Source organism: Nonomuraea jabiensis (genome assembly GCF_014204795.1).
Taxonomy (GTDB): Bacteria; Actinomycetota; Actinomycetes; order Streptosporangiales; family Streptosporangiaceae; genus Nonomuraea; species Nonomuraea jabiensis.
Genome location: NZ_JACHMB010000001.1, coordinates 5,264,668 through 5,277,500, shown reverse-complemented (window position 1 = coordinate 5,277,500; position 12,833 = coordinate 5,264,668). Strand labels below are relative to the sequence as shown.

Sequence of the window (12,833 nt, the reverse complement as noted above, 5' to 3'; positions counted from 1 at the left end):
CGCGCTGGTCGCGCAGCTCCTGGAGGGGGACGCCGAAGAAGCCGCCCACCGCCCCCGGCCTGAAGCGGATCCCGACGAAGGTGTCACCCGAGGCCATGGGGGTCGGCATGGGCCCGGTGTCCGGACCGGCCACGAACACCCCCTCCGGCCCCCAGATCAGGTCGACGCAGGCGTCAGGCACCACGAGCTGCGTGGCGTCGGCCTCGCTGACCTGATGCCACACGCAGGCGACACGGCCCGCGAGGTCGGCGGTCGGAGGCCGTTCCACATACATGCCTCCAACGTACTCGGCCTCACTGACAGAACCCCGGCAGCCTCCCGTACGCCCGCAGCGTCCCGAGCCGGTGCACGGTGAGGTAGCCGCCCCACTCGTGCTCCACCACCGGCGTCCACATCAGCCAGTTCCCGCTCCAGCCCCCGTCGTCGGACTGCGCGCGGAGCAGGGCGTCGAGGTGGGCGTCCAGGACGTCCTCCGTGAACATCGGGAGCCGCAGCGGCGACGGCGCGAAGTCCAGGGGGAAGTGCGCGTCCCCGGGCGCGTCCGGATCGAAGGAGACGGTCGCGAGCAGCGCGTCACGCAACCGCGCGAACTCCGCCTCCGCACGCGGACGGTCCGGCACCAGGTCCAGGAACGTCACGACGGCGCGGGCCTCGTACGGGCTGGTCTCGGTGAGGGCGGCGATCCGCGACCAGCAGAAGCCGGTGGCGGCGGCGAGCCAGGGATGCGTGCTGCCGTGCTTGTGCAGCAGCCCCGCGATCGACGCGGTGGGGATGAGGTTGCCCGGCGGGTCGTCGGGGGTCTCCCACCACGGGGCGCGCGGCGTGTCGCGGACGGACGGCAGCACGAACGGCACGCCGCCGTCCGGTGCGCTGATCCCGGCCAGGTAGTCGCAGGCGGCGGCCACCATCGGCGAGTCGAACGCGTCCAGCTCGTCCAGGACCCAGAACGCCACCTCGACCGGCTCCGGCTGGCTGCCCGCGCCGCGCAGGTCGGGCTCGAGCGCGTTGCCGAAGCCGCCGTCGGTGTTCTGGTAGCAGCGCAGCACGTCGAGCACCCGTTCACGGGGCCCGTCCCGGAACAGCGCCGCGAACCGCAACCTGTCGATCAGGCGGCCATGGAGCTGCAGATATGTCTCCGCACGGTCGATCACGTCCATGACGGCGAAGCTACTCCTCCCCCTGGGCCGTTCTCTTGTCGAAATCGGACAGGCTCACGGAGTGGCCAGCGCCTCCGTCGGCGACATCCGAGCGGCCCGTACGGCCGGGTAGAAGCCCGCGACGCCGCCGATGACCAGCGTGGCGAGGACCCCGCCGAGCATGGCCCAGACCGGCACGATCGCGGGCCAGCCCTGCAGGCTCGCGTACGCCGCCGTGACGCCGATGCCGAGCAGCACGCCGCCCACGCCGCCGATGGCCGACAGCAGCAGCGACTCGGCGAGGAACTGCACCCGGACCTGACCGCGCGTGGCCCCGAGCGAGCGGCGCAGGCCGATCTCGGCGCGCCGCTCCAGCACCGAGATGACCATCGTGTTGGCCACGCCCACGCCGCCGACCAGCAGGGCGACGCCGCCGAGGCCGAGCAGGAGCGCGTTCAGCGTGGCGTCGGTGGCCTGTTTGGCGGCCAGCACGTCGGACGGCCTCGACACCTCGACCTCGTTGGGCTTCTCCGGGTTCGCGGTGGCGGCCAGGACGTCGCGGACGGCGGCGACGTACTGCTCCTGCGCCCTGGTGTAGATGGTGGTCGCGTACCCGTCGAAGCCGAGCCGCTCCTCCGCGACCGGCCAGCCGACCAGCGCGGCCGTGTCGAGTTCGGGGGCCAGGGGCGCGGGCGCGAGGACGCCCACGACGGTGAACCACTGCCCGCCCAGCCACACCCGCTGGTCGGGACCGGCCTGGACGACGCCGAGCCGGTCGGCCGCCTTGGCGCCGAGCACGGTGGCCGGGTAGCGGTGGGTGGCCCCGTTCAGCCAGGCGCCGCTGACGACGGTGGCGCCGACGTCCTCGACGAGGTCGAGCCGGGCGGCGGTGACGGAGACGCTGCCGGTCTGGGCCTCGGGGATGTGGTCGTTGCGGTAGACCTTGGCCGGTGTCGTGCCGGTGGCGGTGACCGCGGTGACGGGACCGATCTGGCCGATCATGCCCTCCGACTCGGCGGGCAGGTGGGACGCCTCGCCGAAGAGGGTCTGGCCGGGCGAGACGGTGAGCAGGTTGGTGCCGAGCGCTTCGAGCTGCCGGTTGAGGTTCTCCTGGCTGGAGGCGGAGATGCCGACGACGCCGAGCATGGCCGCGATGCCGATGGCGATGCCGAGCGCCGACAGGAACACCCGCAGCGGCCTGGCCCGCAGGCCCGCCCCGCCGACCCTGATGACGTCGCGCGGCCGCATCCGGGCCGCGACCAGAAGAGTGGTCATGTCCGTACCCCGTCCACGCGTCCAACGCGCGCCTCCGGCACGACCAGGCCGTCCAGCATCTCGACCTGCCGGGGCAGCGAGGCGGCGATGTCGCGGTCGTGGGTGATGACGACCACGGTGGTGCCGCCCGCGTTCAGCTCGCGCAGCAGCTCCATCACGCCCGCTCCCGAGCGGGAGTCGAGGTTGCCGGTGGGCTCGTCGGCCAGCAGCAGCCGCGGCTCGCCGACCACGGCGCGGGCGATGGCCACGCGCTGGCGCTCGCCGCCGGACAGCTCGTGCGGGCGGTGGCCGAGCCGGTGCCCGAGGCCGACACGTTCGAGCGCGTCGTACGCGCGCAGCCGCCGCTCCCGCAGCGACGGACCCGCGTACAGGAGGCCGTCGGCCACGTTGTCCAGCGCGCTGACCCCGGCGGCCAGGTGGAACTGCTGGAAGACGAAGCCGATGACGTTCGCGCGCAGCGCGGAGAGCTGCTTGTCGGTGAGCGCGCCCACGTCGTGCCCCGCGATGCGGACCACGCCGCGGGACGGGCGGTCGAGGGTGCCGATCATGTTGAGCATGGTCGACTTGCCCGAGCCGGAGGGGCCGACGATGCCGACGAGCTCGCCGTGCTCGATGCTCAGGGAGACTCCGCGCAGCGCGGCCACGTCGCCGTAGTCCTTGCTCACGTCGTGCAGTTCGACGATCACTTGGGCACCGCCACGGTCGTACCCTCCTGGACGCCGGTGACCTCGACCCGGCCGTCGGCGAACATGCCGGTCTCGACCGCGGCGTAGCGGGTGGCCGAGCCCTCGACGACCTGTACGCCGTAGCCGCCCTCGGCCAGGGCGAACAGCGCGCCGACGGGCACGGCCAGGACGTCCTTGCGCTGCTCGGAGACGATCGTGACGTCCACGGGGGCGGCGTCGTACGACTTCTTCAGCCCGCTCACCGACACCTTGACCTCCACGGTGGCGGACGTGTCGTTGCCGGTCCCGGTCTCGGTGGCGACCTTGCCCACGCCGGTGATCCTGCCGTTCACCTCGGTGCCGTCGGGCAGCTCGACGGTGGCCTTCATGCCCTTCCTGACCAGGTGCTCGTCGGCCACGTCGAGGTTGACGAGCACCTGGCGGGTGGTGCCGGTGGCGGTCAGCACGGCGCCGTTGGCGCTGTCGCCGAGCGCCTTCTTCAGGTCGGCGACCCGGATGGGGCCGTCGGCGACCACGACGTCGCCCGGCTGGACCTTGCCGGTGACGTCGAGCCCGAGGTCGTCCTGCCAGTCCTCGACCGCCTCCCTGGTGGCCCAGGTGAACTCGCCGTCCACGTCGAAGCCGGTGTAGCCGAGCTTGTCGAGGTTGCGTTCGAGCAGCTCCACGTCCTTGCCCTCGACGCCGTCCTCCAGGGTGCGGTAGAGGGGCATGGTCCCGTACAGGAGGGGGCGGCGGTCGGCGTCCACGCTGTAGACGCCGTGTCCCCGGGTGATCGTGGTGCCCTCGCCGGGGAGCCAGGTGATCGTGCCCTGGGACTTGCCGGTGACGGTCAGGGTGTCGCCGTAGCCGAGGGTGCCGTCCACGGTCCTGGTCTCGGTGAGGGTCGTGCGGGTGACCTTGGCGGTGGCGGGGGGCGTACGGGTGGCGGCGGCCGTACCGGTGCCGTTCCCCCCGAAGCCCACGGCGGCGGCCGCGACGGCGGCGGCGAGCAGCGCGGCGCCGCCCGTCCAGGCCAGCGCCCGCGCCGGGCTGCGGCGGCGGGGCGGCAGGCCCCGCGCGGTCAGCGAGGGGACCTGCGTCACTTCCGCTCCCCCATCTTCGGGAACTTCTTGCCGCAGAGGTCGAAGGCCTTCCTGAACGTGGGGTCGTTCCGGTCCAGCTTCAGCGGGGTGTCGCTGGTGAAGGTGCCGTCGGGGTTGGGGTCGGGCCAGTCGACGCCGTTCTCGCGCATGCATGCGGCCAGCTCGCGGAGCTTGTCGACCTGCTCCGGGTCGAGGTTCTTGCGGTCCTTGAACGGGGCGTAGGCCTGGCAGGCCTGGATGGCGTCCGTGACCTTCTTCTTGTCGGCGTTCCCGCCGATGGCCTGGAGGCCGCCGCCGCCGTTCGGGTCCGGGTCCTGCATGGGGATCCCGTGGTCGCGCATGCACTGCGCGAACTTCCTGCCCTGCTCCTGCGGGTCCGCCGTCCCGGTGGGGCTCGCGCTCGGGGCGGGCTTGGCGGAGGAGGCCGCGGAGGAGGCCACGGCCACGGAGGCGACTCCGGTGCCGCCCTGCGGGCCGCCGCAGCCGACGGCGAACACGGCCAGCAGCGCGAGCAGCAGCGGGGGCGCGATGAGTGTTTTCGTCATGCCTCCGAATGTGCCGAGCGCCGTTCAAAGCGGGCTGGGAGCCGCCTCGGAGCCAGGTAGGAGGACGCGGAACGTCGCGCCCTCGCCGGGCGCGGTGTCCACCTCGACGCGGCCGCCGTGGGCGCGGACGATGGCGGAGACGATGGCCAGGCCGAGCCCGGCGCCGCCGTCGGCCCTGGATCTGCCCTGGCCGACGCGGTAGAGGCGGTCGAACAGGTGCGGCACGTGCTCGGGCGGCACGCCCGGCCCGGTGTCCGACACCTCCAGCACGGCCAGGCCGTCCGATCTGCCGACCCTGACGGTGACGGACGCGTCGGGGGGCGTGTGGGCGAGGGCGTTGCCGACGAGGTTCGCGGCCACCTGGCGCAGGCGGGCGTCGTCGCCCGTGATCGTCACGGGTGCGAGCGGGCCGTCCAGAGCGGCGAGCCTGACCTGCCGGTCCGGCACGCGTACGCGGGCGTCGCGGATCGTGTCGGCGGCCACCTCCAGCAGGTCCACGGGCCGCCGCTCGATCGGGCGCTCCTCGTCGAGCTGGGCCAGCGCGAGCAGGTCGTTGACCAGCACGCCCATCCTGGCGGCCTCGTCCTCGATCCTGCGCATCGCCTCGCCGGCGTCGCCGCCCCTGCGGTGCAGTTCGGCGAAGCCGCGCACGGAGGTGAGCGGGGTGCGCAGCTCGTGGGAGGCGTCGGCGAGGAAGCGGCGCATGCGGGCCTCGGAGTCGGTCCTGGCGGCGATCTCGGACTGGAGGCGGTCGAGCATGACGTTCATGGCGCGGGCCAGGCGGCCGGGCTCGGTGTGCGGGTCGTGGGCGGGCACCCGGCGGTCGAAGTCGCCGCGGGCGATGTGTCCGGCCGTGGCCTCCATCCTGGTCAGCGGGCGCAGGCCGAGGCGTACGAGGGCGTCGGCGGCCAGGCCGAGCAGGAGCAGCACGAACACGCCCACCGCGACGAAGATGGCGACGGCCGAGGTCTGGGTCTGCTCGACCTCGGCGAGCGACTGGGCGAAGACCACGGTGTTGCCGTTGGACGCCTTCGTGGCGCGGACGCGCCAGGAAGGCCCCGAGGTGCCCGGCGCGGTGTAGTTCTCGCCGATCCTGCCCTCGTCGATGACGGGGCCGGGCTGGTTCGGGTCGCCGAACCTGAACCGCAGCGCGCCGCCGGTGTCGTACACCATGACCTGCTGGATGGCGGCGACCCGCTTGGTGAGCACCTCGGAGACGACGTCGTCCACCGGGGTCGGAGTGACCGTCCGCGCCCGCGAGAAGAGGTCGCCCCCCTTGATCGTGACGATGCGGTTGAGCTGTTCGAGCTGCTCGTCCACCCGGCCCATCAGGTTGCCGCGCAGCAGCGCGACGCCCGCCACGGTGGAGAGCACCAGGCCGAGCGTGGCGACCCCGAGCACGGCCATGACCAGGCGGGTGCGCAGGGTCCAGGCGGCGGGCCTCACCGCGGGGTCCTCAGCGTGTAGCCGACGCCGCGCACGGTGTGGATGAGCTGCGGCTCCCATTTGTCGATCTTCTTGCGCAGGTAGTAGACGTACGACTCGACGATGCTGGAGTCGCCGTCGAAGTCGTAGTGCCAGACGCTGTCGAGGATCTGCGCCTTGCTCACCACCCTGCCGGCGTTGGTGAGGAGGTATTCGAGGAGGTTGAACTCGGTGGGCGACAGCTCCACCGGCACTCCGGCGCGGGAGACCTGGTGGGCCGCGGGGTCGAGCTCCAGGTCGGCGTAGCGGAGCACGTCGTTGCGGGGCGTCGAGCGGCTGCGGCGCAGGATGGCGCGGATGCGCAGCACCACCTCCTCCAGGCTGAACGGCTTGGCCACGTAGTCGTCGGCGCCCAGCGTGAGGCCCTGGACGCGGTCCTCGACCCGGTCGCGGGCGGTCAGGAAGAGCACGGGGACGCGCTCGCCCAGCCGCCTGGCGACCTCGAACCCGTCGAAGTCCTCCAGCATCACGTCGAGCACCACGATGTCGGGGTCGAACTCCCTGGCGGCCGTCAACGCCTCCGCGCCCGTCTCCGCGGTCCTGACCTCGAACGACACCAGCCGTAACGTCTGGGAGAGCAGGGCGCGGATGTTCGGCTCGTCGTCCACGACGAGCACCCTGGCCGGTCGGTCCATGGGTAAAGGTCTACCCGAGCCACTTCAAAGCGGGCTCAAAGCGCTCGCGACGCCGCCGATTTAATTCCGTTGCCCGGACGGCGGAACGCTGCCTACTGTGACCGGCATGACATGCATGTTCTCCTGCCAGGTTTTCATTCGCATCCGCCGCGGCCGGGCTCTGGCCCGCTAGCGGACGCGACAACCTGAGGCTGTAGCGTCCGCACGCGTGCCCAGGGCCCTTCGAGACCTGTCAATCTCGAGGACCCGAAAGGGCAAGTGCTGTGGCGCAGAATTTCGCGCACGGAAACTATTCGCACACTCAGCGTAAAGTCAGGAATGGCGGCGGCGGCCGCACGCCCAAGGATCGGGCGCGGCGCACGCTCTCGCAGAATTTCCTGGCCGACCGGCATGCCGTCGATCTGATGGTGAAGGCCGCCGCTCCCGAAGGGCTCGTGCTGGAGCCCGGCGCCGGGGAGGGCGTGCTCACCCTGGCGCTCGCCGAGGCGGGCGCGCGGGTCGTCGGCTACGAGATCGACCCGCTGCTCGCCGGGCGGCTGGCCGCCCGTACGCGCAGCGATCCCAGGATCGACGTGGTCAGGGGCGACTTCACGGCCGCGCGGGCGCCGCACGAGCCGTTCGCGGTCGTGGGCAACATTCCGTACTCGATCACGTCGAAGATCGTGGACTGGTGCCTGCGGGCACCGGCCCTGACCTCGGCGACGCTGCTCACCCAGCGGGAGTACGCCCGCAAGCGGTCGGGCGACTACGGCCGCTGGAGCCTGGTCACGGTGGAGTCGTGGCCGTGGTTCCACTGGCGGCTCGGCGACACGATCGGCAGGGAGAGCTTCCGCCCCGTCCCGTCCGTCGACTCGGCGATCCTGCGCCTCCAGCGCAGGCCCGAGCCGCTCGTCTCTGACCGCGGCTCCTACCAGGAGCTGGTCGAGCTGGGTTTCGGCGGCGTCGGCGGCTCGGTGCGCGCCTCGCTGAAGACCCGTTACGAGGGGGTGGACGCCGCGCTGAAGGCGGCGGGCGTCGCCCGCGACACCGTCGTGGCCCACGTCCACCCCGACCAGTGGATCATCCTGTGGGGGCGCCTATGCGGGTGAGCTGACCTTGGCCTGCTGAGACGGGCCGCCGACGGGAGCCAGTCCTGGGGCCGTGGCCGCGACGCGGCGGCCCCAGGGCATGGCCAGCGCCAGGATGGGCAGCAGCACGATCGACGCCCGCGACCAGTCCTGGTGCAGGTACCACCAGCTGTTGACGTCGAACTGCGTCATGTAGAGGTAGCCGTATCCGGACCAGAGCGACACGCCCACGATGGCCGGCCAGGCGAACCTGGTGGGCCTGGCGACCAGGAACGGCATGAACCACATCAGGTACTGGGCCCCGAGCCGGGGCGTCACGACCATGAAGACGAGCAGAATGGCCGTCGTCATGTCGATCGGGTCGGCGCGCCGCCAGTAGAGGACGGCCGCGACGACGCACAGGTAGATCAGGTTCGTGCCGAACGAGGCCAGGTCGGGCCGCAGCGCCCAGTCGCCGCCGGTGTACCAGGGGGTCCAGCCCCACTCGCCGACGATGGGGCGGATGTCCCGGATGGTGTTGATGACGGCGGGGATCTGGCTGAGGGACGTGCCCGCGAAGACCGGCAGCGTGACCAGGAAGAACAGCGGCACGATCCCGGTGGTGAACAGCGCGGCGACCCGGGAGCGCAGGTTGGGCAGGAGCAGCAGCATGCCGGGGATCAGCCAGATCGGCCAGCTCTTGGCGCACAGCGCCAGGCCCATCAGCACGCCGGCCAGCGCGCCCCGCTTGAGGTCGGCCCTGTCGTCGGGGCCGGGCAGCAGGGCGCGGTGCAGCATGCCGCCCCTGCCGACCACGCGCGGGATCGAGGAGCGCACGCCGTAGGCGGCCACGCCGGCGCGTACCCGGGCGACCACGTCCGTGGCGATGCCGGGACGCTCCAGCGCGCCGGAGCCGCGGGCGACCACGAACGCCGCCACGCCGAACACGAGCGCGACCGGCTCGACCTGGCCATGGATGGCGGCGATCATCAGGGCGAGGGGGTTGAGCGCGTACTGGAGGGCCCGCAGCGACGCCTTGGGGCCGCCGGCCAGCTTGGCCACCAGCGGGATGAGCGCGATGTCGGCGACCACGGTGACCAGGCGCCCGGCGTACTCCCACGGGATGCCGAGCCACAGCAGGATGCCGTACACGTACGGGATGGTCGGCAGGAAGTGCCAGCCGCCCTCGCTGGCCAGCACCGGGTCCTGGCCGCGCAGCACGGCCTCGCCCGCGGGCTTGAAGCTCTCCATGAAGTCGACGGGTTGCCACGAATCGATGGCCGACGTGTACATGATCAGCAGGCGCACGGCCACGCCGACGACGATGGCGACGACGAGCGGTGGACGCCAATCCCGCCATTGGGCGACTAGAGCGAGCACGACACCGGCGACGAGGACTATCCCCGTGAGAACTGCGTAATCCATGGCGGCCTCTAGCCTGCCGCAACAGCGGCAGTGGTTGCCACCAGGGCTTCCAATTCTTATCCCCGACATGCCGATACGTATGGCGATAGAGCGTCACTGTCTGTGTTGAACTTTTTCCATGGGGGGATCGCAGGTCAACCAGGCACTGGTCAGGCTCTATTTCGAAGTGCGGGACGGGGTTCGTGACCCGGTTGCCGCCTGGGCGAAACTCACAGCGAATTCTCAGCAATATCGGCCGTTCCGGGGAGAGCGGCGGGTGCCGCTCGATGACGCCTCGGCGGCGGAGCTGGCGGCGGCGGCGATGGTGCACACCGCCGCGTGCCACGGGGCCGACCGGGTGGCGGTGCTGTCCACCTCGCCGCTGGCGGGGCTGATCGCCGCTCTCGGCGGCGCGGTGCTGACCGAGCATCCGTGCGCGCCGGAGCAGGTGCTGGGGCCGCGGTTCGCGGGCCCGGCGCCCGACGACTGGGCGCAAGCGGCGTACGTGCTGCTGTGGGGGGAGAACAACCGGGTGGTACGCACGCCGGACACCCCCTGGGTGATCGCCGGCCGGTACAAGGGCCAGAAGGTGGTGGCGATCGGCACGCATCCGACGCGGTTGTCCGACGAGACGCTGGTCGTGCGCCCCGGCACGGACGGGGCGCTCGCGATGGCCATGGGGCACGTGCTGCTCAAGGAGTTCTTCCTGGACAGGACGCCGTTCGCCGCGCACGCCATGGAGCGCACGGACCTGCCGTCGCTGGTGCGGCTGCGGGCGCGCGAGGACGCCTACGTGCCGGGCGGGCTGCTGGGGCGCGGGAGTGACCGGCTGAGCGTGTACGGCGGCGAGGCGGTGGAGGTGCTGCTGCCGCGCTTCGACGACGGGCCGGGCGTGCTGCGCCGGGGCGTGCCGGTGCTGCGGGACGGCGACGAGCTGGTGACGACGGTGTTCGACCTGCTGCTGGCCGTCTACGGGGTGGCCCGGCCCGGGTTGCCCGGCGTGTGGCCGTCCGGGTACGCCGACCCGGGCGAGCCGTACACGCCTGCCTGGCAGGAGGCGTGCACGGGCGTGGCCGCGTCGCGGACGCTGAAGATCGCGCGCGAGCTGGGCGTGACGGCGGAGAAGACCGGCGGGCGCTGCCTGCTCGTGCCCGGGCGGCTCGAGACGCCGCACGCCGACACCGCCTACCGGGCGATGCTGGCGCTGCTGGTGCTGACCGGCTGCGGCAGGGGGTGGGCGCAGGCGAGCGGGACCGGGATCCCGCTGGTGCCGTACCTGTGCCTGCATGCCTGCGGCGAGGACCGCGCGGACGTGGGCGCGCTGAGCTGGGCGCTGGCCGAGGGGCTGTTCGCGCGCCGGACCGCGCGCTCGGTGCTGCTGGAGGCGGTGGCCGGCGGCTGGCCGATGGCGCCGCCGCCGCGCGTCCTGGCCCTGCCGCGGCCGATCTACCCGCTGCCGCCCGACGTGGACCTGATCATCGGGCCGGACGACCACTGCGACCTGTCACCGCCCGACGCCGGGCTGGTCGCGGAGGCGGTCGCGCGCCTGGCCGGGCGGGCCGCCCCGGTGCAGGAGGGCGGCCCGCCCGGCGGCGGGCGGATGCGGCTGCTGGTGGACCACGCCTGGATGCATGAGTACGGCGAGGCGCTGCCCACCTACCGGCCGCCCGGCCTCGGCATCCCGCTCAAGCCCACGCAGCTCGTCAGGTGAGACCGTTCAGGTACGCCCGGTGGCTCCGGGAGAACTCGAAACCGTTGTACCTGTCCCAGTTGATCGACCAGGTCATGAGGCCGCGCAGGTTCGGGTAGACGCCGCGCGGCCGGTAGGTGCCGCAGTTCGCGCCTTTGGCGAGGCAGTCGAACGCCTTCTGCACCTCCGCCACCGTGGTGAACCCGTTGCCGGCGTTCGGCGAGGCGGGCAGCCCGATGGCCACCTGGTCCTGGCGCAGCGGCGGGAACACGTTGCCCGCGTTGCCCATGATCGGGAAGCCGGCCAGCAGCATGTCCGTCATGGCCACGTGGAAGTCGTGCCCGCCCATCGTGTGGTACTGGCCGTCGAGACCCATGATCGGGCCCGAGTTGTAGTCCTGCACGTGGAGCAGGGTCAGGTCGTTCCGCAGGGCGTGGATGACGGGCAGGTAGGAGGCGCTCCTGCTGTCGGCCGCGCCGTTCGGCCCCGGGCCGTAGAACTGGTGGCCGAGCTGGACGAAGAACGTCTCCGGCGCCATGGTCAGCACGAACGTGGCCCCGTACCGGCTCTTGAGCGACCTCAGCGCCGAGATCAGGTTGACGACGACCGGGGTGGTCGGGTTCGCGAGGTTCGTGTCGCCGGGGTTGAGGTAGAGCGAGTGGCCCTCGAAGTCGATGTCCAGGCCGTCCAGGCCGTACCTGTCGATGATCGCGGACACCGACTCCACGAACTTGTCGCGGGCCGCCGCGGTCGTGAGCTGGACCTGGCCGTTCTGGCCGCCGATCGAGATCAGCACCTTCTTGCCCTGTGCCTGCCTGGCCCTGATGGCGGCGACGAAGTCGGCCTCGGGCTCGACGTTGGGGCACTCGGCCGCCGGGCACTGCCGGAACCTGATGTCGCCCGAGGTGACCGAGGTGGGCTCGCCGAAGGCGAGGTTGATGATGTCCCACTCGTTCGGCACCTCACTCATCCGGATATATCCGGATCCGTTGGCGAATGAGGCGTGCAGGTAGCCCACCATCACCCGCTTCGGCAGCCCGCCGCCGCCCCCGCCACCGCTCGTCGTGGTGCCGCTCGCCTCAGGGGTGTAGGCCGAGCAGTTGCCCGCGGCGTCGCAGGCGCGGACCTTGAAGCGGTACGTGGTGGCCGCGGCGAGCCCGGTGGCCTGGTGGCTCGTCCCGGTGACGGCGACCGGCGCCCCGCCGTCGCGGGAGACCTCGTAGCGGGCCACCCCGACGTTGTCCGTGGACGCCCCCCAGCTCACGGTGAGGCTGGAGCTCGTGGCGCCGCCGACGGACACGGTTCCGGGGACCGTCGGCGCCTGGGTGTCCGGGGTGCCGCCGGGGCCGTCGAGCACCACGTCGTCGGCCAGATAGGCGCCCTGGCCGTACCAGCCGTTGACGTAGACGGTCACCGACGTGGTCGAGGGGCCGGTGGTGAAGGAGGTCTTGAGCTGGCTCCACGCCGCGCCCGGCGCGCCCCACGTCTGGGGGTCGGTGCCGCCGGTGCCGGTGGCGCCGAGGAAGACGTAGTTGCCCTGGACCCAGGCCGAGAGCTGGTAGGCGGTGTTCGGCTTGACGGTGACGCTCTGCTGGCAGCGGGCGTAGTCGCTGCCCTGCGGGGTGGCCTGGAGCGCGCGGGCGCCGCCGTGCACGGGTGACGACACGGCCTGCGCGCCGGACGTGGTGCCGCACGTCCAGCCGCTCAGCCCGGACTCGAAGCCGGGGTTGGCCAGGATGTTCGCGGCGTGGGCGGGGGTGGCGTGCAGCGCGACGAGAGCCAGGGCGAGCGCGACCGGTCCTCGGAGATTCATGCGGTACCTCCACGCGCGGCCCGCCCCGGCGCGGGG

At 72.3% G+C, this 12,833-nt stretch carries 12 protein-coding genes (1 of these 12 running past the window's edge); 2 read left to right on the top strand and 10 right to left on the bottom strand.

Annotated elements, in window-relative coordinates; genetic code table 11:
- The 8 genes in view from HD596_RS24375 to HD596_RS24345 are tightly spaced (at most 54 nt apart) and all read right to left on the bottom strand, a layout consistent with a single transcriptional unit that may run on beyond the window.
- On the bottom strand, positions 1 to 274 hold the start of the coding sequence (locus tag HD596_RS24375) for a helix-turn-helix transcriptional regulator (protein ID WP_185071643.1). The gene continues 452 nt to the left of window position 1, outside the view; only the first 274 of its 726 coding nucleotides appear in the window; it begins with the start codon at positions 272 to 274; the stop codon falls past the left edge of the window.
- A gap of 19 nt (positions 275 to 293) precedes the next feature.
- Positions 294 to 1,157 carry a prenyltransferase/squalene oxidase repeat-containing protein gene (locus HD596_RS24370; RefSeq protein ID WP_185071642.1) on the bottom strand — a complete coding sequence of 288 codons (864 nt, stop codon included), beginning with the start codon at positions 1,155 to 1,157 and terminating at the stop codon, positions 294 to 296.
- A gap of 54 nt (positions 1,158 to 1,211) precedes the next feature.
- Complete coding sequence (locus HD596_RS24365) at positions 1,212 to 2,411, bottom strand: ABC transporter permease (RefSeq protein WP_185071641.1); 1,200 nt, start codon at positions 2,409 to 2,411, stop codon at positions 1,212 to 1,214.
- A complete protein-coding gene (locus HD596_RS24360) occupies positions 2,408 to 3,094 on the bottom strand; it encodes an ABC transporter ATP-binding protein (RefSeq protein WP_185078694.1) in 687 nt (228 codons plus the stop codon). The genes HD596_RS24365 and HD596_RS24360 overlap by 4 nt, the downstream gene beginning before the upstream one ends.
- The gene (locus HD596_RS24355) at positions 3,094 to 4,179 is read right to left on the bottom strand and encodes a peptidoglycan-binding protein (protein ID WP_221519492.1); all 1,086 of its coding nucleotides are present in this window, start codon (positions 4,177 to 4,179) and stop codon (positions 3,094 to 3,096) included. The genes HD596_RS24360 and HD596_RS24355 overlap by 1 nt, the downstream gene beginning before the upstream one ends.
- On the bottom strand, positions 4,176 to 4,724 hold the full coding sequence (locus HD596_RS60445; RefSeq protein WP_221519491.1) for a hypothetical protein: 549 nt from the start codon (positions 4,722 to 4,724) through the stop codon (positions 4,176 to 4,178). Before HD596_RS60445 ends, HD596_RS24355 begins: the two co-directional genes overlap by 4 nt.
- Positions 4,725 to 4,748: 24 nt before the next feature.
- A complete protein-coding gene (locus tag HD596_RS24350) occupies positions 4,749 to 6,170 on the bottom strand; it encodes a sensor histidine kinase (protein WP_313044670.1) in 1,422 nt (473 codons plus the stop codon).
- Positions 6,167 to 6,844: a response regulator transcription factor gene (locus tag HD596_RS24345; RefSeq protein ID WP_185071639.1), complete on the bottom strand. Its 678-nt coding sequence runs from the start codon at positions 6,842 to 6,844 to the stop codon at positions 6,167 to 6,169. The genes HD596_RS24350 and HD596_RS24345 overlap by 4 nt, the downstream gene beginning before the upstream one ends.
- Before the next feature lie 263 nt (positions 6,845 to 7,107).
- Here HD596_RS24345 and erm point away from each other — a divergent pair, with 263 nt between their 5' ends.
- Positions 7,108 to 7,932: an ErmE/ErmH/ErmO/ErmR family 23S rRNA (adenine(2058)-N(6))-methyltransferase gene (gene erm, locus HD596_RS24340; protein WP_185071638.1), complete on the top strand. Its 825-nt coding sequence runs from the start codon at positions 7,108 to 7,110 to the stop codon at positions 7,930 to 7,932.
- Here erm and HD596_RS24335 read toward each other — a convergent pair.
- Complete coding sequence (locus HD596_RS24335; RefSeq protein ID WP_185071637.1) at positions 7,921 to 9,315, bottom strand: putative hexosyltransferase; 1,395 nt, start codon at positions 9,313 to 9,315, stop codon at positions 7,921 to 7,923. The genes erm and HD596_RS24335 overlap by 12 nt on opposite strands.
- A gap of 256 nt (positions 9,316 to 9,571) precedes the next feature.
- On the opposite strand from HD596_RS24335, the gene HD596_RS24330 reads away from it, so the two are divergent.
- Entirely contained in the window at positions 9,572 to 11,005 is a 1,434-nt protein-coding gene (locus tag HD596_RS24330) for a molybdopterin-dependent oxidoreductase (protein WP_185071636.1), read from the top strand.
- Here the strand turns inward: HD596_RS24330 and HD596_RS24325 are convergent.
- The gene (locus HD596_RS24325) at positions 10,998 to 12,797 is read right to left on the bottom strand and encodes a chitinase (RefSeq protein WP_185071635.1); all 1,800 of its coding nucleotides are present in this window, start codon (positions 12,795 to 12,797) and stop codon (positions 10,998 to 11,000) included. The genes HD596_RS24330 and HD596_RS24325 overlap by 8 nt on opposite strands.
- Between the last annotated feature and the right edge of the window lie 36 nt (positions 12,798 to 12,833).

Bases quoted from the DNA above. Each gene is read 5' to 3' on its own strand.
- HD596_RS24370 (WP_185071642.1), bottom strand. From the start codon at position 1,157: ATGGACGTGATCGACCGTGCGGAGACATATCTGCAGCTCCATGGCCGC.
- HD596_RS24365 (WP_185071641.1), bottom strand. From the start codon at position 2,411: ATGACCACTCTTCTGGTCGCGGCCCGGATGCGGCCGCGCGACGTCATC.
- HD596_RS60445 (WP_221519491.1), bottom strand. From the start codon at position 4,724: ATGACGAAAACACTCATCGCGCCCCCGCTGCTGCTCGCGCTGCTGGCC.
- HD596_RS24345 (WP_185071639.1), bottom strand. From the start codon at position 6,844: ATGGACCGACCGGCCAGGGTGCTCGTCGTGGACGACGAGCCGAACATC.
- HD596_RS24335 (WP_185071637.1), bottom strand. From the start codon at position 9,315: ATGGATTACGCAGTTCTCACGGGGATAGTCCTCGTCGCCGGTGTCGTG.
- HD596_RS24325 (WP_185071635.1), bottom strand. From the start codon at position 12,797: ATGAATCTCCGAGGACCGGTCGCGCTCGCCCTGGCTCTCGTCGCGCTG.